This is a genomic window from Microbacterium shaanxiense, assembly GCF_054779995.1.
Window position 1 is genome coordinate 479,767 of the sequence record NZ_BAAGXE010000001.1, and the last position, 19,169, is coordinate 498,935.

A 19,169-nucleotide genomic window follows, 5' to 3' on the forward strand; every position below is an offset into this window, starting at 1 on the left:
AATGCCCCGCCTAGGATGGACGGGTGACCACGACCTCGGCGCCGAATCCGGCCACGCCCCGCACCTCACGACGGATCATCACGATATCGCTGGTGATCATCGCCGCGATCATCGCTGCGTTCTTCGTCTTCGCCGCTCTCTACACGGACTTCCTCTGGTTCGACCAGCTGCAGTTCGCGAACGTTCTCACCACCCAGTGGATCGCCACTGCCGTGATGTTCGTGGTGGGCTTCCTGGGGATGGCGGTGCCGCTGTTCATCGTGATCCAGCTGGCGTACCGTCTGCGCCCGGTTTACGTGCGGCTGAGCTCGCAGCTCGATCGCTATCAGGAGGTCATCGAGCCGCTGCGCCGCCTCGCGATGTGGGGCATGCCGATCTTCTTCGGCCTGTTCGCCGGCTTCGCCGCTGCGGGCAACTGGGAGACCGTCTGGCTGTGGTTCAACGGAGGGGCGACCGGCGAGGTCGACCCGCAGTTCGGCATGGACACGGGCTTCTACCTGTTCGCGATGCCGTTCTACTCGATCCTGCTGGCGTTCGTCTCGGCCGTCATCCTGCTGTCGCTGGTCGTCACCGCCCTGGTCTCGTACCTGTACGGCTCCGTCCGCATCGGTCAGGGCGAGCTGCGCATCTCGAAGCCGGCTCGCATCCAGCTGGCCGTGCTCGCCGGGCTCTACCTGCTCGTGCAGGCCGCGAGCCTGTGGCTCGACCGCTACAAGACGCTCGTCACGCAGGAAGACCGCATCACCGGTGCCGCGTACACGAGCGTCAACGCCACGATCCCCGGTATGGCGATCCTCGCGATCCTCGCCGCACTCGTCGCGATCCTCTTCTTCGTCACCGCGGTCATCGGGCGCTGGCGCTTCCCGCTCGTCGCGACCGGCCTGCTGATCGTCGCATCCCTCGTCGTCGGCATCGGCTACCCGTGGGTCGTGACGACCTTCCAGGTGCGTCCGAACCAGAACAGCTTCCAGGCCGAGTACTACCAGCGCAACATCGACGGCACCAAGAGCGCCTACGACATCGCCGACCTCGAGGTGACGCCCTTCAAGGCGGAGACCACCGCTGAGGCGGGGCAGCTGCGCAACGATGCCGAAACCACAGCATCCATCCGCATCCTCGACCCGAGCATCATCAGCCCGACGGTGCAGCAGCTCGAGCAGTTCCGCAACTACTACCAGTTCCAGGAGACCCTGGACGTCGACCGCTACAACATCGATGGCGAGACGCAGGACACCGTGGTGGCCGTGCGCGAGATCAACGTGGACAAGCTCGGCGACAGCAACAGCTGGAACAACCGCACCGCGGTGTACACGCACGGCTACGGCCTCGTCGCCGCCGCCGGAAACCAGCGCACGAGTGAAGGTGAGCCGGTGTTCCTCGAACGCGGCATCCCGTCCTCTGGATTCCTCACCGAGAGCGAGGAGTACGAGCCCCGCGTGTACTTCGGCGAGGACTCTCCGCTGTACTCGATCGTCGGTGCCCCAGAGGGCACGGATCCGGTGGAGATCGACTACCCGCGCGGCAACGACGGTGCGAACGAGACGAAGAACACCTTCGCGGGCGACGGCGGTCCGAGCGTCGGCAGCACCTTCAACAAGCTGTTGTACGCGCTGAAGTTCCAGGAGGCGGAGATCCTCTTCTCCGATCTCGTCAACTCCGATTCGCAGATCCTGTACGACCGCGACCCGGTGACGCGCGTGCAGAAGGTCGCGCCGTACCTCGAGCTCGACAGCGACCCGTACCCGAGCGTCGTCGACGGCAGGGTCGTGTGGATCGTCGACGGTTACACGACCAGTTCGACGTTCCCGTACTCGACCAGCGTGAGCCTGTCGGATGCCATCGCCGACTCGAACACGGCGGCGCCGAACTTCGCCATCGACGACATCAACTACATCCGCAACTCCGTGAAGGCCACCGTCGACGCCTACGACGGCTCGGTGACCCTCTACGCGTGGGATGACGAGGACCCGATCCTCGAGGCATGGCAGAAGGTGTACCCCTCGACGGTCGAGCCGATCAGCGAGATGTCCGCCGACCTGATGAGTCACGTGCGCTACCCGACCGACCTGTTCAAGGTGCAGCGCGAGATCCTCGGCGTATACCACGTCGACACGGCCGGATCCTTCGCCCAGCAGGACAACCGCTGGCAGACGCCGAACGACCCGCGCAACGACGACCAGCTGCAGCCGCCGTACTACCTGTCCATGCAGATGCCGGGGCAGGAGGAGCCGCGGTTCTCGATGTTCTCGACGTTCATCCCGGCGTCCTCGCAGGGCACGACGAGTCGTAACGTCCTGATGGGGTACTTGGCAGTCGATTCGGATGCCGGCGCCACAGCCGGCGAGAAGGCCGACGGTTACGGACAGCTGCGAATGCTCGAGATCGATGCCGACACCACGGTGCCGGGACCGGGTCAGGTGCAGAACACGTTCGACTCCGACACCACGATCGCCGACAAGCTCAACGTGCTGACGCTGGGCAAGTCCGAGGTGAAGTACGGCAACCTGCTGACGCTGCCCGTCGGTGGCGGTCTGCTCTACGTGCAGCCGGTGTACGTGCAGTCGTCCGAGGGCACTCAGCTGCCGCTGCTGCAGAAGGTGCTGGTCACCTTCGGCGACAGCATCGCCTTCGAGGACACCCTCACCGCGGCGCTCGACGTGATCTTCGGCGGAGACTCCGGCGCGAGCGGTGGAGACGAAGAGGTGGAGCCGGTCGATCCGGGCGACGGGACGAGTCCGCCCGAAGAGGGCGGCACGGATCCGGGCACGACGGAGCCGGATCCCGGCACCGGGACGGATGCACGCGCCGAGGCGCTCGCCGACGCTCAGCAGGCGCTGACCGACCGTGAGGCGGCTCTGAAGGCCGGAGACCTCACCGCGTTCGCCGAGGCCGACAAGCGCCTCACCGCAGCGATCACGGAACTGCTGGCACTGGAAGCGGCCGAATAGGCCTCGCACAGCGAAACGGGCGTCCCGCGAGGGGCGCCCGTTTTCGCGTCCGCTGGCTGTCTGGTCGCAGCGCGCCAGGGCATGCGAAAGGCCCCTGATCGGGATTTCTCCTGATCAGGGGCCTTTCTTGTGTCGCTTCTCGTTGCGGGGACAGGATTTGAACCTGCGACCTCCGGGTTATGAGCCCGGCGAGCTACCGAACTGCTCCACCCCGCGGCACGTCTACTAGCCTAACACGGGTTTCGGCCCTGGTTAACCACGGGCAAACTGCGCGAGGATGGAGACATGTCTGAGACCGCCGCACTCACCGTCGCCGTATGCCAGTTCAGCCCGGCAGCCTCACGGGCGGACAACCGCGCCCGGATCGCAGAGATGACAGCGGATGCCGCGACGAGGGGAGCGCGACTGGTGGTGTTCCCGGAGTACTCCAGTTACTTCGTGAACCCGATGGACGCGACTCTTGCCGAGAATTCCGAAACGCTCGACGGTGAGTTCGTCCGGGCGCTGCAGGACACGGCATCCGCTCATGACGTCACGATCGTCGCCGGACTCGTCGAGTCGGCGGGGGAGCGGGTGCGCAACACTCTCGTCGCGGTCGATGCGACCGGCCTGCGCGCCACATACCGGAAGCAGCACCTGTACGACGCGTTCGGCCAGACGGAGTCGGACTGGATCGAGGCGGGGGAGTTGGGGACTCCGGAGACGCTGGAGATCGGCGGACTGCGCCTCGCGATGATGACCTGCTACGACCTGCGCTTCCCCGAGGTCGCGCGCACACTCGTGGACGCCGGCGCCGATGTCGTCGTCATTCCCGCCGAATGGGTGCGCGGGCCGCTCAAGGAGCATCACTGGACGACCCTGCTCGCCGCGCGCGCGATCGAGAACACCGTCTACGTCGTCGCCGCCGATCACCCAGCGCCGATCGGCGTCGGGCACTCGCAGATCATCGACCCGCAGGGCGTGGTGCTCGCGGGTGTCGCGACAGGTGAGGGGATCGGCGTGGCCGAACTCACGAATGATGCCGTCACCCGCGTGCGCGAGACCAACCCCGTGCTGCGACTGCGCCGTTACGGCGTCGTTCCTCGCTGAGGCGCCGGCCGCCGCGTCACGTGCTGTCGCCGCACGCGTCGCAATTGCACCGGGCGAACAGCCGCACGCGCCTCCGTGCACCCGGCGAACAGTCGCCGATGGGAGCAATTCGCACGCGAAACTCATGTCTGAGGTGCGAAATGCTCCCGCGGGTGGGATGCTCCCCCGGGTGCGAGGCAGGCAGGCGAGACACGCGCGAGATCACGGGCGCCGAGCGCGAAGGGTGCGCGCGAGGAGGCTCAGGAACTCGCTTCGGCCGGTCGTCAGGTCGAGTTCGGTCATGCGGATGACGACCCATCCGAGCTCCTCCAAGCTGCGCTGACGCCGGATGTCGATGCGCCACTGGTCACGGTCGGTGCGGTGTCCGTCGCCTTCGTACTCGATCGCGATCTTCAACCCCGGATATGCCAGATCGACCGTCGCCACGAGTCGGCTCCCGTCGCGAATGGCGTGCTGGACGACAGGTTCAGGCAATCCCGCGTCGAGGATCGCGATTCGTGCCTGTGTCTCCTTCGGCGAATCGACACCAGCTCGCACGAGTTCGAGCGCGTCACGTAACTTCCGCACACCGGGGAACGCGCCGAGCGCGTCGATCTGTGCGCGGATGCCTTCGATGGAGAGGAACGGCCGCACCATGCGCAGTCCTGGGTACCGCTGCGACGGCGTGACGATCGCGTCCAACATCATGACGAGCTGCTCGACGTTCAGCCTCGGCGCGAGGAGTGCGACGGTCGACACCGGATCCATGGTGCGCAGCCCGCCGACCGTGTACGTCTGCGCGCGATCCTCGGCGACGCGGCGGCCGTGCACACCGGGCACGCGCGGCGGAGCCGCATGGGCAGGGACGCCGACGTCCAACGGCTCGGCCGCTGTCCATCGCCACGGCAACGGCAGCCCCCAGGCACGAGCCGCTGTCACGCCGCAGTACCGATGCCCGTCGCGCATTCGCGGTGCGAAGCTCTCGGCGCGTTGAAGGAAGGTCTCCGCGATCTCCTTGGCACGGACCCCCGGGAACGGACGATGCAGGTCGGCGGCGTTCGCCCGCCCTCTCCCGACGCCGGCTGCCACGGCATCCGATACGTGGAACACGCCGCCGAGATGGCGAGGCAGGGGGGTTCGATGGCGCATGCGGCCATTTTCGTCACGAAGCCGGCCGCCTGGTGCCTCTGACGCACGATCGGGGGACGACTTCTTCTGCTTCGTCCATGTGCAGGACGAGTCATGGGATCTTTTCGCATCGAGAGCCGCCGCGTCACGTGCGAAAAGCTCCCATCGGCGGCTTCCCCGGGGGATTCCGTCAGAACCGGGCTGCGGCCAACCGCCGCGCAGCCTCTTCGAGCACGTCGACGCGCTTGCAGGCGGCGAATCGCACGAGGCCCGCATAGTCTCCGCGGTGCTCCGTGCTGACGAACGCCTCCAGCGGGATCGCGACGACTCCGGCCTTCTCCGGAAGGGCACGGCAGAAGGCGGCGGCATCCGCTCCTCCGAGCGATGTCGCATCGGCGACCGTGAAGTAGCCGCCCTGCGGCGGGATCACCTCGAATCCGGCCCCGCGCAGACCGTCGCCGAGGATCTCGTGCTTTCGCGCGAGGGAGGCCGCGGCATCAGTGAAGAACGCATCAGGCAGGCGCAGGCCGACCGCGATCGCCGGCTGGAACGCCGAGCCGTTCACATACGTGAGGTACTGCTTGACCGTCAGCACCGCCGTGATGAGATCGGCAGGACCGTGGATCCAGCCGATCTTCCACCCGGTGGCCGAGAACGTCTTGCCGCCGGACGAGATGGTCAGGGTGCGCTCCGCCGCACCGGGCAGCGTCGCGATCGGCACATGCGGGCCGTCGAACGTGAGGTGCTCGTACACCTCGTCGGTGACGATGACGGTGTCGTGGCGGTGCGCGAGCCGCACGACCTCCGCTCGGACCTCGGGTGAGAACACGACTCCGGTCGGGTTGTGCGGATCGTTCACGAGGATGATCCGCGTGCGATCGGTGACGGATGTCGCGAGCACCTCGAGATCCGGCTGGAGATCCGGCAGCCGCAGGGGAACGGTGCGCAGTCGCGCGCCGGCCAGCGCCACGGCCGCAGCATACGAGTCGTAGTACGGCTCGAACACGACGACCTCATCCTCGGGGGAATCGATCAACGCGAGCAGCGTCGCCGTCAGCGCCTCGGTCGCGCCGGCGGTCACGATCACCTCTGTCGCCGGATCCACCGTGAGCCCGTAGAACCGTTGCTGGTGCTCGCTGATCGCCTCGAGCAGGTCGGCGAAACCGCGTCCGGGCGGGTACTGGTTCGCACCCCGTGAGATCGCCTCCCTGGCGGCCTCGAGCACTTCGGCTGGGCCGTCCTCATCGGGGAAGCCCTGTCCGAGATTGACCGACCCCGTTCTCAGAGCAGCCGCAGACATCTCTGCGAAGATGGTGGGTCTGACCGCACCGTCCGGCGAGAGCAGGCCGGCCCCTGCCGCTGTGCGCCGCCAGGCGCCGGGAATAGCACTCATGCAAACCAGGCTAAGGCCATAGACGACACTCACCCTCACCATAACGAACGCACAGCTACGAGCGGCACTCTGGATCTTGTTGAAGGAGCAGACCATGAACGAAGACAAGAACACCAGCGAGTCCGCGTCGTCCGAGCAGCCTGCGTCGCAGGAGCCGAGCGGCACCGGCGCCGGTCACGACATGCCCGCGTCGTTCACGTCGCATCAGGCACCGACCCCGACATCGACCCAGGATGCCTCGACGCAGAACGCGTCGAACCCGGGTCCGTCTGCACAGAGCGCATCGACGCACAACGCGTCGGCTCAGGGTGCCGCGTTCGGGATCCCCGCCCCGACATATCCGGCGCACGGCGCCGATCAGACCCAGCCGACCGTCTCGTTCTCCCGCGAGAGCGGCGAGGGCGGTGCAGGCGCTTCGGCTGATGCGGGAGCAGACGGCGCCACCGACCACGTCACACCGATCGGCACGAAGTCCAAGGACAAGAAGCCGTTCGGCGCAGGCAAGGTCGCGGCCCTCATCGTCGCCGCCTCGCTCGTCGGCGGCGCGGCCGGCCTCGGCGGCAGCTACCTCGGCAACAACCTCTGGGCTCAGCCTCCCGGTTCCACGGCCAACGGCACCGACACCATCACGGTGAACAACCCGGGCTCCGTGAACGAGACCACCGCGATCGCGACCACCGTGCTGCCCTCGGTGGTCACGATCGAGGTCGCCGGTCAGGAGGGATCGGGCAGCGGCTCCGGTGTCGTGATCAGCAAGGACGGCTACGTGCTCACGAACACCCACGTGGTCACCCTCGGCGGTGCTGCGGCGAATCCCGAGGTCAGGGTGACCGCGTCCGACGGCCGCATCTACGACGCAACGATCGTCGGCACCGATCCGATCTACGATCTCGCGGTCATCAAGCTCGAGGGAGCAGAGGATCTCACGCCGATCGAGTTCGCCGACTCGTCCGACCTCAATGTGGGATCCACCGCCGTCGCGGTCGGTGCCCCGCTCGGGCTGTCCAACTCGGTCACCACCGGCATCGTGAGCGCCCTGAACCGCAGCATCCAGATCGCGTCGTCGGCCCTGCCCGACTCGGCCGACCAGGACAGCCAGGAGGACGGCGAATCCGAGCAGGAGGGCGGCCCCTTCCAGTTCGACCTGCCGGGCGCCGAGACCCAGGGCGCCACCGAGTCGATCTCGATCGCGGTGATCCAGACCGACGCGGCGATCAACCCCGGCAACTCCGGCGGCGCACTCGTCGACAGCGAGGGCAAGCTCATCGGCATCAACGTCGCGATCGCGACCGCGGGCAGTGCAGAAGAGTCCGGCTCGATCGGCGTGGGCTTCGCGATCCCCTCGAACGTCGCCAAGCGCATCTCGGAGGAGATCATCGAGGACGGCACAGCGACGCACGGTCTGCTCGGCGCGTCCGTACGGGATGCGTCCTCTGTCGAGGGCTCTGAGGTCGCCGGCGCGTACATCGCGGACACCCCCGTCAGCGGCGGCGCTGCGGAGGAAGCCGGTCTGCGCGAGGGCGACATCGTGACGGCCTTCAACGGTGCACCGGTCGCGAGCGCGACCGACCTCACCGCCCAGGTGCGAGCAGCGGCCGCGGGCAGCGACGCGAGCCTCACCTATGTGCGCGACGGCAAGTCGTACGACATCGATGTGAAGCTCGGAGAACTCAGCCTCTGATCGGTCATCCGATGGCTCCGGCGAGCCACCGGATTCTCAGAGAAGGACGCCACCCCGCGATAGGCTCGCGGGGTGGCGTCCTTCTCTTTCGGCTCCGGCAATGCGGCCAAGCTCCTGCGCATCCCGTTGTATGCCGTCGGAGGAATAGGCGCGTTCTTCGTCCCGCGCGGCCGGCGCTGGGTGTTCGGGTGCGGCGCGGGGATCGGCGACGGTGCACTGGCGCTGTGGCGCGTCGCGACCGAGAAAGGGCACGACGCCGTCTGGCTCACCTCGTCCGCGCGCGAACGGGCGGATGCTGCGGCGCGCGGCATCCGCACGATCTCGAAGTCGTCGCTGCGCGGGTGGTGGGCCACCGCGTGCGCAGGCGTGCTCGTGGTCACGCACGGCCTCGGCGACGTGAACCGCTACGGCGTCTCGGGCGGATTCATCGTGCAGCTGTGGCACGGCATCCCGCTCAAGCGGATCGGACTCGACTCGCCGGCGACCACACAGGTTCCGGATGTTCCGGGAGCGGGGCTCCTTCGACGGCTCGTGGCGGTGCTGTACCGCCGGACCGCACGCCGCATCCGAGTGCTGCCCGCGGCATCCGACCGCTCGCGCGGACGACTCGAATCCGCATTCGCGCTCGGCGATGCGCGGGTGGTCGTGACAGGAGAGCCTCGCGTGGACGTGCTCTCCGCCGGCTCCGACGACGAGCGGCGCGACGCCGCATCCGCTCTGCTCTCCACGGCGACCGGACCGCTGCCCGCAGGGGCTCGCACGCTGCTCTACGCGCCGACCTGGCGCGACGGCGCTGACGACGTCGCCGTGCCGACCGCGGCGCAGTGGGTGAGGATCATCGCGCTGCTCGAGGCGCACAACGTCGTGCTCTTCGTGCGTTCGCATCCGCTCGGTGCGGGTGCGTATCAGCCACCGCTGCCGAGCGGTCGTGTGCGGATGCTGGGCTCCGAGGTCGCCTCCGACGTCACTCCCGCCCTTCCGGGGATCGACGTGCTCGTCACCGACTACTCGTCGTTGGCGTACGACGTGGGGCTTCTGGGCATGCCCGTGCTGTATCTCGCACCGGACGCCGAGGAGTACGCGCGCACTCGAGGCTTCTACGGACGCTACGAGGATGTCGCGGGCGACGACGCGGCGAAGGACTGGGACGCCCTGCTCGGCCAGCTCGAGACGCTGCTGGCGGATGACGACGTGTTCACGGCGCGCTCCGCGCGCTCCAGTACGCTCAGCGCACAGATGCACGCTTACCGCGACGGACACAACGCCCGCCGCGTGTACCAGGCGATCCGCATGCGGGGGATTCCCGCGCCGAAGGGAGCACGATGACGACTGCCCGGATCGATGAGCAGGCGGAGACGCTGATCATCTCAGGCACGGGTCCCAAGCCCGGATCGGCGAACCTCGAGGGCCCACGGGCACGAGTGACGGGGAAGATCACCGGCGGAGGCAAGACCTGGAAGGCTGTCGTTCCGCTTCGCGTCGCCCGATGGTCGGGGGAACCTCTGCCGCTGCCGTCCGGCTCGTACGAGCTGAGCATCGACGGTGCGGACCTCGACGGCATCGAGATCGGTCCGGAGATGCTCGCGGGCATGCGCATCGCGCTGCACGGCGGCCACGTCGAGGTCGCCGCCCCCGTCGCGCTGATCTACGAGACCACCGAGGGGCAGTCCACGCTCGAGGAGCGCTACGTCGCCCAGGCCGGCGGCGATGAGAACGCCGTGTTCTTCGAGAGCTTCTACGGGCAGAGCGTCGGGTGCAATCCGCGTGCCATCGACCGAGAGATCGCGGCACGGGCACCGGGCGTCACGAGGTACTGGAGCGTGGTCGACCTGTCGATCGCCGTCCCAGAGGGCGCGATCGCGGTGATCGAGGGCAGCCCGGAATGGTGGCGCGCCCGCGGTGCGGCGAGGCTGCTCGTGGTCAACGACTGGATGCGCCGGCGCTTCGCACGCAAGCACGGGCAGAAGGTGCTGCAGACGTGGCACGGCACGCCGCTCAAGCGCCTCGCGCTGCATCGTCGCGGCTTCGATCCCCGAAGGATGGCGGCCGTCGTGAAGGAGTCGCGCCGCTGGGATGTCCTGCTCGCGCAGAACACCTATTCGGAGCGCATCCTTAAGAAGGCGTACGCGTTCTTCGGCAAGCCCATTTGGACCGACGGCTATCCCCGCAACGACGTGCTCACGACCGACGACGGGGCGGCGACGCGAAAGGCGCTCGGTATCGGCGCCGATGAGCGAGTGCTGCTCTACGCCCCGACCTGGCGCGACGACCGCAACGAGATCGTCGACTTCGTCGACCCGCAGCTGCTCGCGGAGCAGACGGATGCCGTCGTACTCGTTCGCGGGCACTCTCGCACGCTGCGGCCGGGGCGCGATCAGTCCGGTGCTCGGGTGATCGATGTGACGGGCTTCCCCGACACCGCGCGACTGCTGCTCGTCGCCAACGCGCTCATCACCGACTACTCCTCGGTGATGTTCGACTACAGCGTGACCGGCAAGCCGATGTACTTCATGGTGCCCGACCTCGAGCACTACCGGGGGCAGCTGCGCGGCTTCTACTTCGATCTCGCCGAACGGGCCCCCGGCCCGCTGGTGACGACTCAGGACGAGCTCGTGGACGCACTGCTGGACGAGTCGCTGCCCGGTTTCTTCGCCGAACGCTACGCTGCGTGGCGCAGGCAGTTCAACACCCGCGATGACGGGCATGCGGCCGAACGCGTGGTGTCCCGTCTGCTGGATCTGGGGTTCGTCGAGGCCTAGCGTCCGGAAGCGCTCGTCACGGCGTGGGGATCTCGGCGTCGGGGACCAGGTATTGACGCTGCAGCCACTCCCCGAACTTGTTCACCTTCAGGCAGCTCTTCGCCGTGGAGCAGTGCAGAACGGAGTCGTGAGAGGCGTACGCGGCGAACGCCTCGAGCTTCTTCCACAGTTCGTCGCCCCCGAGATTCACGGCGTTCTGTGCGCTCGGATACCCGATCGCGTACTGCACGACGGTGCCGTCGATGAAGCCGTTGTCGACGAGTCCCGCCACGAGATTCCCCGTCGCGGAATGATCGGGATGGTCCCCCTTCGATCGCGGATCGAGTTTGGGAAGATGGGCGAGAACCGACTGCGGCGCATATGCCTGCACCACTTCTGCGATTGTCGCCTCCAGTGCGGGCAGCGTGATCGGCTGCCCGGTGTCCGTCGTCGTCATCTCCGTGAGGGCGCCGGACAGGAGCTGGGGGAGCGATTGATGGCCGGTTGCGCCGAACCCGCCGGCGTCGAGGCCCCCATCGGGCAGGCGCACGAACAGCAGGAGGATGCCAGGATTGTCCGCCGGGGAGGTCGTCGTGATCGTGACGCCGCTGCGCAGCGCTACCACGGCGTCGACCCACGCGCCGGTTGCCCCACGCATGACGTCGTAGGCCGCGCGGATGCCGAGCTCTCGTTCCATGGCGTATCCCGCGCCCATGCCCGCATCGGATCCAGTGATGAAGAGCGTGCGGATGCACTGTCCTGCGGCCATCGCGTTGGGGATCGTGGGACTGCCGAAGATGAGGTCGTCGTCGTAGTGCGCCCACACCGAGACGATCGCAGGGGAGGCGCATGGTGCGGTGTACTGCAGGGGCGAGATGAAGGTCGCCGGCTGCACCGCCGTCTGCAGAACAGTACCGATCAGTACGCACTGCGCTGAGGCAGCAAGGAAGTCGACGGCGTTCGCCGCCACCTCCGGAAGGGCGCGCAGCGCTTCCTGAGTCACGGCCGCAGGGCACTGCTGCTCGGTGATCTCTGTTCTGCGCGCGGCGGTGAGAGTGTTCACCGGGAACTGGGGAGCCGGCACGATCGCCTGACGAGGGGGCGCGTCCTCCGGATCCTGGGTCATACAGCCTGTCAGAAGAGTCCCGATCACCATCGCGATCGCGATCACCGCACCGCCGCGCTTCCACGCGCGCGCAGCAGGTCGTCTCAAGACCATTGACTTCCCCCGTCGCAGACCCATCGGCCATGCGGCGCGACTTAATCCACATGATAGTGGTAGCACGCCGCAGTCGCGCACATCGCGAGGCGGACACACCGAACGCCCGATCTCGATGCTACGGTCCGTACGCGTCCAGTGCGCTCGACGGCTCCGTCCGATAGCGTGTGGCGCACCAGGTAATCAGCACACCTCGAAGGAGAATAGTGAGCCCCGCAACAACCCGCCCGTTCGGCGTCACTCTCGTCGCCGTCTTCCTGTTCATCACCGGAATCCTCAGCATCATGGGAGGGATCCTCGGATTCATCGGGTCGTCGAATGGCGCATCTGAGACCCTTGAGGGTGTGACGCTGGACGGCACGGGCATAGCGGTGCTCTCCGGATTCTTCGTCGTCGTCGGTGTCTTAAACATGATCTTCGCCTTCGGGATCCTTCGCGGCAGCCGTGTCGCTCGCGCGATCATCACAGTCCTGCAGCTGATCACGATCATCAGCGGCGTCGTGGCCCTGGTCACGTCTGGTGCACAGCTCTGGCACGGCATCTACAACCTGCTCCTACCGATCCTGATCGTCGTGCTGCTGTGGGCTGGTGCGCGCACGCGGGAATTCTTCGCGAGCAGATGACCGCCCGCACCACGATCGCCGCATGACCATGAGCGCGACGTCCGATCACAGACTGCTCAATCGTGTCTTCGACGCCAGCATCATTCTGAAAGGGATCAGCGGTGCGCTCGAACTGATCGGCGGTGTCGCACTCTTCTTCGTGAGCGCCGACCAGATCCGTCACCTACTGAGTTGGGTGAGTGCGCACGCCCTCGTGGTGAATCCGCACTCCGCGCTGGCGCAGTGGATCGAACATCTGGCGGACCGGATGGGGGCAGACGCGACGGTGTTCGCCGCCTGGTATCTCATCCTGCACGGTGTCATCAAGGTCGTGCTCGTGTGGGCACTGTTGCGCGAGAAGCTATGGGCCTATCCGTGGATGCTCGTCGCGCTGGGCTTGTTCATCGCTTATCAGTGCTACGAGCTGGTGGTGCACTTCGGTTGGTGGATGTTCGCGCTGACGATCTTCGTTGTCTTCATCGTGTTCTTGACGACGCGTGAATGGCAGCTCCACCGGCAGCGGGTCCCGACTCGAGCAGCATCCGACCAATAGAATGACCGCATGCGCAGACGAGCGGTGAAGTCGGATACCAACGAGCGAACCGGATCGGGAAATTCCTCTGCAGCAGAGTCGGACGAATACGCGACCGGTGTCGAGGAAACAGCCGGTGCCTCGCAGCGGTCGCGGCGTGACTTCTTCCGATTCGGTGGCACGGCTGCTGCCGGGGTCCTTCTCGGCGGTGCAGCGGGAGGGGCGGTCGGGTTCGCGGCCGGCGAGCGATCCGGGTTCCTCGCAGCCGAAAACGACTACGGCGCGCTCGCCCCACGGCATGCGCCTGGGTTCGACCATGTGGTCGTCGTGATGGGTGAGAATCGGTCCTTCGACAACCTGCTCGGCTATCTCTACTCCAAGGAGACTCTGCCGGACGGGCAGAGTTTCGACGGACTCGCCTTCGGGGAGTACTTCAACGAGACTGCGGACGGCACACGTGTCGACGCTCACGTCTACGAGGGCGCGACCGACAAGATCATGGCGCACCCCGACCCGGATCCCGGCGAAGAGTTTCCGCACGTCAACACGCAGATCTTCAACACCGTCGAGCCCGCAGGTAACGCACAGCTCTTCGTCGAGAGCATGCAGTCGCCGTTCAACACGCCGCAGAACGGCGAGCAGGCCACGATGGGCGGCTTCCTCAACGACTACATCATCAACTTCGAGCGTCTGAAGAAGGGCACACCTCCCACGACCGAGGACGCGAAGCACATCATGGGCTCTTTCTCACCGGAGATGCTGCCCACACTGTCGATGCTGGCTCGCGAGTTCGCCGTCTTCGACAACTGGTTCTGCGCCGTGCCGTCGCAGACGTTCTGCAATCGTTCGTTCTTCCACGCCTCCACATCGCACGGCTTCGTGACGAACAAGCACGGCGGCGGATACGAAAAATGGTTAGATGCGGAGCAATCGCCGACGATCTTCAATCGGCTCGAGGATGAGGGGCTCAGCTGGAAGATCTACTTCGACGAGCTGCAGATGGTCTCCTTCACCGGGGTGCTGCACGCTCCCGTGCTCGAGAAGTTCTGGCGCACCGAGCATTTCGGCACCATGGACGACTTCTACGCCGATGCCGAGCACGGGGAACTTCCCGCCTACGCCTTCATCGAACCGCGCATGGTGTACAACCACAACGACTTCCATCCTCCGTTCGGCCATCGCCACGAGAGCGAGGTCGACGGCTCTGAGATCATGAACAGCGCCTATTCGGATGTGCGTGCGGGCGATGAGCTCATCCACGACATCTACACGGCGGTTCGCACCAGCAAGACGCAGGACGGCTCGAACGCCGTCAACACTTTGCTGCTCATCACGTTCGACGAGCACGGCGGATGCTACGACCACGTCCCGCCGCCCGCCGCGACGCCGCCGGATGATTCCGGTGCGGGCGAAATGGGTTTCGAGTTCGATCGGCTCGGATGTCGCGTGCCCGCGATCGCGGTATCGGCGTACACGCGAAGCGGCACGGTGATCAACGACGAGATGCATCACGGCTCGGTGATCGCGACGCTGAACCGTCTGCACGGACTCCGGCCACTCACGAAACGGGACGCAGGTGCGAACGACCTGTTCAACATCATCAATCTCGAACAGCCCCGTCACCCCGCCGACTGGCCGGAGACGAACCCGTCGTTCACTCCGCCGAACCCCGAGGAGAAGCCGCTTCATCCCGCGCACGCGCACAAGGACAAGCCGCTCACTCCGCCGGCCCGCGGGCTGCTGGGGCTGCTGCTGGCCCGTCACGGACTTGCGGAGAGCGAGGAGCCGCAGACGTTCGGCGAGGCCTACGAGCTGCTGCATTCGAGGGGCAAGGGGCTGTTCGGCCCGCCAGAGGATGCCTGAGGAATGAGTGATATGAGAGGTCCCGCTCCCAGCCGCCGCAGTGCGAACGTGGAGAGCCGAAAGCGGATGTATCGGCGCCGTCGCTTGTTCGTCGCACTTCTGGCAGTCGTCGTCGTGGCACTGGGCGCGGGGATGTACGCCCTGATCTCTTCGCTGAACAGTCCTGCTGTATCCGCGGATGCACCGGAGAGCGCAGACCGGACGACGACGCCGGGGCCGCAGCCGACGCCGCTGACCGCTGAGGAGCAGCTCCTCGCTGACGTCGATGATCCGCTCGCCTGCGCAGTGAGCTTCGAGGGCGAGGCGATCACGCAGGAACCGATGCTGCAGTCGCAGAACTCGGCGTACGCCGCGCTGCCGATTCCGGCTCTCGAAGGACGTGTGTTCGCTGGCTGGTACACGTCGCCCGACGGCGCGAGTGCGTATCAGATCGATGCACGTGTGAACGGCTCCGACCTGGTGGCGTGCACCGACCAGCGGATGGTGCTGCACGGTGCGTGGATGAGCCCGCAGGACAATGCCGCCGCCGACGCGCAGATCCCGATCCTCATGTACCACCAGTTCACCTCTCGGCCCGAGGGCGAGGACGGCTGGCTCCGCGGGAACTACGCGTACATCGGTGACTTCGACGCGCACATGAATCACATCGCGACGACAGGCTTCTATCTGCCCACGTGGGATGAGCTGAGTGCCTTCATCGACGGGCGGCTCTACCTTCCCAACCACTCCGTGATCATCACGGACGATGATGCCGATCAGACCTGGTTCGATCTCGCGGTGCCAGTGGTGGACAAGTATCAGGTGATGGCGACCTCGTTCATGATCACCGCCGACCGTCAGGATCCCGCACCGTCGCCTTACGTGCTGCGTCGTTCGCACACGCACGCCATGCACACGGCCGGCGCGAACGGAGAGGGACAGATGGTCAATCTCTCCGCCGAGGAGATCGCCGCCGATCTGAATGCCTCCGCGGACGTCCTTGGAGTGCGCGAGGTCGTGGCCTATCCGTTCGGCCACTACAACGACACCACGAAGCAGGGCGTGGCGATGGCCGGATACGAGTTGGGGAGAACGATCGAGCCAGGGTACGTGCACATCGGCACCGACAAGCTCGCCCTGCCGGTTGTACGGATCAATTACGGCATGGGACTGGACGCGCTGATCAGCGAGATCGGCTGAATGCGCTGAGCGTTCACCCGGCTTGAGTGGTGAACGAAGCGGCGACGACGATGACGGGGACGAGCCCGAGGACGATCGCGATGATGCCGAGCACTCTCGGTCGTGCGACGACGACTGCGGCGATACCGAGCAGTACGGCGACGGCGCCGACCACGACGGAAGCGTAGAATGACAGGACCGCGAGCACGACGGCGTTTGTGAGACCCTGCCCGTCCGAGCCGCCGCCGCTCAGCCAGAAGCCGGCGATCATCAGAACTGCCACCGCCCCGATCACGATGGATGCGATCGCGAGACCACGGCGGGACGGGCGCGGGGCTGAGTCAGTCGTCATGCCTGGAGCCTACCGGGGTGCACGCTCCGGTGCCGGGCTCACGATCACGGGAGCGGTGTGTTCCGTGTGCCGAGGCGGGAGGCGTCGACGGTCCCTCTTGCGCCGCGGAGGACGCCGACGAGGAAACCGGCACCCCACGCGAGATGCATGGTCGGCAGGACAGCGAGGGTCCAGATCCGCTCGCGCACGGTTCTGCCCCCTCCAGGCTGCAGCGCAACGGCGATCACGAGCAGCACATAGGCGATGAGCGGCAGGTACACGACGGATGCCCCAGCCGACGCGATGCCGGCCAGCACACCGGTCACCTGCAGCAGAGCCACGAGCAGCGCGAGGGCGACGTTCAGCACCAGCGCCGGAGGTGCGAAGAAACGCAGTCCGTTGCTGCGCCCGAAGCGGCGCACGAGCTCGCCGCGCCACGCGCCCGTCGCCCGGAACTGACGCGCCAGGCGCCACCAGCTCTCGCGCGGCCAGTAGGTGACGGACAACTGGGGGTCGAGCCACACCTTGTGCCCGGCCTGGCGGATGCGAAGGTTCAGCTCCCAGTCCTCGCCGCGGCGGATCGACTCGTCGAAGAGCCCCACCTCCTCGAGCACTGCGCGGCGCATGACGCCCAGGTACGCGGACTCGGCTTCGCCCTCATGCGTGGTGCCGTGGTAGGCGCCGCCGCCGAGGCCGATGGGGGAGTTGTACGCCCTCGCCACCGACTTCTGGAACGGCGTGCGTCCGTCGGCGCGCATGACCCCGCCGACGTTCGCGGCGCCGGTGCGCCGCAGAGTCGCGAGCGCTCGTTGCGCGTACCCGGGAGAGAGCTCGGAGTGGGCGTCGACGCGGACGATCGTCGGGTAGCGACTGGCGCGGATCGCCGCGTTGAGGCCCACCGGGATGTGCGCCTCTGGGTTGTCGACCAGCCGGATGCGGTCATCGCCGGCGGCGAGTCGCTGGGCGAGTTCCGTCGTGCCGTCGGTCGACGGGCCGAGGGCGAGCACCAGTTCTGCTGGTCCGTCGAGCTGCTGTGCGAGCACTGAGGCGATGGCGTGTTCGAGGTAGGCGTGCTCGTTCAGAACGGGCATGACGAACGACACTCCGTCCGCAGGCGTTGCCGAATCGTTCTCTACCACCCCCCGATCATGTCACGACGAGGTGCAGGCTCCTGCGTAGTCTTGACATGTGGGTGCTGTAAAAGATGTCAGGAAGGCGTACCGCCTGTTGCGCAAAGCCATGCGCTCGCGCTCGGCGGTGCAGCGCGTTCGGCGCGCCCTCGACGCGGCCCCTCCGCACCCGGAGCGCCACTACAAGATCGCCGTGTACTTCGCCGACGGTGCGGTGAACATGTATCAGATGCGTCAGTGGTACCGGCCGCTCGCCGAACTCGAGAAGCTGTGGCCGGTGGTCGTGCTCGCCCGCAATGCGATCGGTGCGGAGAAGCTCCTCGCGGAGGACGCGCCGCCGGTGGCCTTCGTGCCCACCGTACGAGACCTCGAGCGTTTCATCCGCGATCAGGACATCCGCATCGTCCTTTACGTGAATCAGAACACACGCAACTTCCAGATGTTCCGCTACGGACGCCGTTGGCACGTGTTCATCAACCACGGCGAGTCCGACAAGATGTACATGACGACCAATCAGTACAAGGCGTACGACTACGCCCTCGTGGCGGGTCAGGCCGCACGCGACCGGCTCTCCCGCACGCTGTGGGACTTCGACGTCGACAGCCGCACGATCGAGATCGGTCGCCCGCAGGCGGATCACTTCTCCGGGACCCTGCCGTACACGCCGGACGATCGCACCGTCGTGCTCTACGCCCCGACGTGGGAGGGCGATCGCCCGAGCGCCCACTACGGCTCGATCGCGACCCATGGCGAGACTCTCGTGAATGCGCTGCTGGCCACGGGCACGCATCGCGTCGTCTACCGTCCCCACCCGCGAAGCGGCGTGGTCGACGACGCGTACGGCGCCGCGCACCGACGCATCATCGCGGCGATCGCCTCGGCGAACAGCGCCGATCCTGGCGCGCAGCACATCTACGACGACGGCCCGGAACTCGGCTGGCAACTCGCCGCGGCCGACGTCGCGATCGTCGACATCTCGGCAATGGTCTACGACCGCCTCGCATCGGGCAAGCCCCTCATGATCACCCGTCCGGTCGACGAGCGCGCATCGGTCGACACCGGCGGATATCTCTCGGACTGCGAATGGCTGACGGCGGATGCCGCGGCGGACGTCGCGGGCGAGATCGAGCGCGTGCGCGGCGACGAGGACGCCATCAAGAAGCTGCGCATGTGGGTGCAGCGCTACTTCGGCGACACGACTCCCGGCGTGGCGACCGCCAAGTTCCACGCGGCGATCGAGCAGCTCATGGGCAGGTGGGACGAGTGGCAGTTCCGCGAGATGGGTGCCATCAAGGCCGATGAGGACGATGACGACGAAGAGGACAAGGACGACGAGCTGCACGGTTGACCCGTAGGCATCCGCCGTCCCCTCCGTAGA

15 protein-coding genes and 1 tRNA gene are annotated in these 19,169 nt (G+C 66.7%); 10 read left to right on the forward strand and 6 right to left on the reverse strand.

Annotated elements, in window-relative coordinates; genetic code table 11:
* The first annotated feature begins 23 nt into the window (after positions 1 to 23).
* Positions 24 to 2,948, forward strand: coding sequence for a UPF0182 family membrane protein (locus ACYVG2_RS02205; protein ID WP_460779476.1), 2,925 nt, complete (start codon positions 24 to 26; stop codon positions 2,946 to 2,948).
* Positions 2,949 to 3,090: 142 nt separating this feature from the next.
* Here ACYVG2_RS02205 and ACYVG2_RS02210 read toward each other — a convergent pair.
* Positions 3,091 to 3,164 (reverse strand) — tRNA-Met (locus ACYVG2_RS02210).
* Between the two features lie 69 nt (positions 3,165 to 3,233).
* Between ACYVG2_RS02210 and ACYVG2_RS02215 the strand changes: the two genes are divergently transcribed.
* Positions 3,234 to 4,037 (forward strand): carbon-nitrogen hydrolase family protein, encoded by an 804-nt coding sequence (locus ACYVG2_RS02215; RefSeq protein ID WP_460779477.1) that lies wholly within the window; start codon positions 3,234 to 3,236, stop codon positions 4,035 to 4,037.
* A gap of 201 nt (positions 4,038 to 4,238) precedes the next feature.
* Here ACYVG2_RS02215 and ACYVG2_RS02220 read toward each other — a convergent pair whose 3' ends face one another.
* Positions 4,239 to 5,165: a hypothetical protein gene (locus ACYVG2_RS02220; RefSeq protein WP_460779478.1), complete on the reverse strand. Its 927-nt coding sequence runs from the start codon at positions 5,163 to 5,165 to the stop codon at positions 4,239 to 4,241.
* A 169-nt stretch (positions 5,166 to 5,334) separates the two neighbouring features.
* Positions 5,335 to 6,537 carry an aminotransferase class I/II-fold pyridoxal phosphate-dependent enzyme gene (locus ACYVG2_RS02225; RefSeq protein ID WP_460779479.1) on the reverse strand — a complete coding sequence of 401 codons (1,203 nt, stop codon included), beginning with the start codon at positions 6,535 to 6,537 and terminating at the stop codon, positions 5,335 to 5,337.
* A gap of 94 nt (positions 6,538 to 6,631) precedes the next feature.
* Between ACYVG2_RS02225 and ACYVG2_RS02230 the strand changes: the two genes are divergently transcribed.
* From ACYVG2_RS02230 to ACYVG2_RS02240, 3 genes are all read left to right on the forward strand, one after another.
* Complete coding sequence (locus ACYVG2_RS02230) at positions 6,632 to 8,218, forward strand: S1C family serine protease (RefSeq protein ID WP_460779480.1); 1,587 nt, start codon at positions 6,632 to 6,634, stop codon at positions 8,216 to 8,218.
* Positions 8,219 to 8,290: 72 nt separating this feature from the next.
* Complete coding sequence (locus ACYVG2_RS02235; RefSeq protein ID WP_460779481.1) at positions 8,291 to 9,544, forward strand: CDP-glycerol glycerophosphotransferase family protein; 1,254 nt, start codon at positions 8,291 to 8,293, stop codon at positions 9,542 to 9,544.
* Positions 9,541 to 10,977, forward strand: coding sequence for a CDP-glycerol glycerophosphotransferase family protein (locus tag ACYVG2_RS02240; RefSeq protein ID WP_460779482.1), 1,437 nt, complete (start codon positions 9,541 to 9,543; stop codon positions 10,975 to 10,977). The genes ACYVG2_RS02235 and ACYVG2_RS02240 overlap by 4 nt, the downstream gene beginning before the upstream one ends.
* 16 nt (positions 10,978 to 10,993) lie before the next feature.
* On the opposite strand, the gene ACYVG2_RS02245 is transcribed toward ACYVG2_RS02240, so the two are convergent.
* On the reverse strand, positions 10,994 to 12,169 hold the full coding sequence (locus tag ACYVG2_RS02245) for a PIG-L family deacetylase (RefSeq protein WP_460779483.1): 1,176 nt from the start codon (positions 12,167 to 12,169) through the stop codon (positions 10,994 to 10,996).
* Positions 12,170 to 12,381: 212 nt separating this feature from the next.
* Between ACYVG2_RS02245 and ACYVG2_RS02250 the strand changes: the two genes are divergently transcribed.
* The 4 genes from ACYVG2_RS02250 to ACYVG2_RS02265 are packed head-to-tail and all read left to right on the forward strand — an operon-like array spanning position 12,382 to position 16,351.
* Positions 12,382 to 12,798 carry a hypothetical protein gene (locus tag ACYVG2_RS02250; RefSeq protein WP_460779484.1) on the forward strand — a complete coding sequence of 139 codons (417 nt, stop codon included), beginning with the start codon at positions 12,382 to 12,384 and terminating at the stop codon, positions 12,796 to 12,798.
* A 22-nt stretch (positions 12,799 to 12,820) separates the two neighbouring features.
* Positions 12,821 to 13,330, forward strand: coding sequence for a DUF2127 domain-containing protein (locus ACYVG2_RS02255; RefSeq protein ID WP_460779485.1), 510 nt, complete (start codon positions 12,821 to 12,823; stop codon positions 13,328 to 13,330).
* Between the two features lie 9 nt (positions 13,331 to 13,339).
* Entirely contained in the window at positions 13,340 to 15,172 is a 1,833-nt protein-coding gene (locus ACYVG2_RS02260) for an alkaline phosphatase family protein (RefSeq protein ID WP_460779486.1), read from the forward strand.
* 3 nt (positions 15,173 to 15,175) lie between these two features.
* The gene (locus ACYVG2_RS02265) at positions 15,176 to 16,351 is read left to right on the forward strand and encodes a polysaccharide deacetylase family protein (RefSeq protein WP_460779487.1); all 1,176 of its coding nucleotides are present in this window, start codon (positions 15,176 to 15,178) and stop codon (positions 16,349 to 16,351) included.
* A gap of 13 nt (positions 16,352 to 16,364) precedes the next feature.
* Here the strand turns inward: ACYVG2_RS02265 and ACYVG2_RS02270 are convergent, their stop codons facing one another.
* Together ACYVG2_RS02270 and ACYVG2_RS02275 are read right to left on the reverse strand one after the other, a co-directional pair.
* On the reverse strand, positions 16,365 to 16,682 hold the full coding sequence (locus tag ACYVG2_RS02270) for a hypothetical protein (protein WP_460779488.1): 318 nt from the start codon (positions 16,680 to 16,682) through the stop codon (positions 16,365 to 16,367).
* A 44-nt stretch (positions 16,683 to 16,726) separates the two neighbouring features.
* A complete protein-coding gene (locus ACYVG2_RS02275) occupies positions 16,727 to 17,752 on the reverse strand; it encodes a glycosyltransferase family 2 protein (RefSeq protein WP_460779489.1) in 1,026 nt (341 codons plus the stop codon).
* Positions 17,753 to 17,849: 97 nt separating this feature from the next.
* Between ACYVG2_RS02275 and ACYVG2_RS02280 the strand changes: the two genes are divergently transcribed.
* Positions 17,850 to 19,139: a CDP-glycerol glycerophosphotransferase family protein gene (locus ACYVG2_RS02280; RefSeq protein WP_460779490.1), complete on the forward strand. Its 1,290-nt coding sequence runs from the start codon at positions 17,850 to 17,852 to the stop codon at positions 19,137 to 19,139.
* Positions 19,140 to 19,169: the final 30 nt, after the last annotated feature.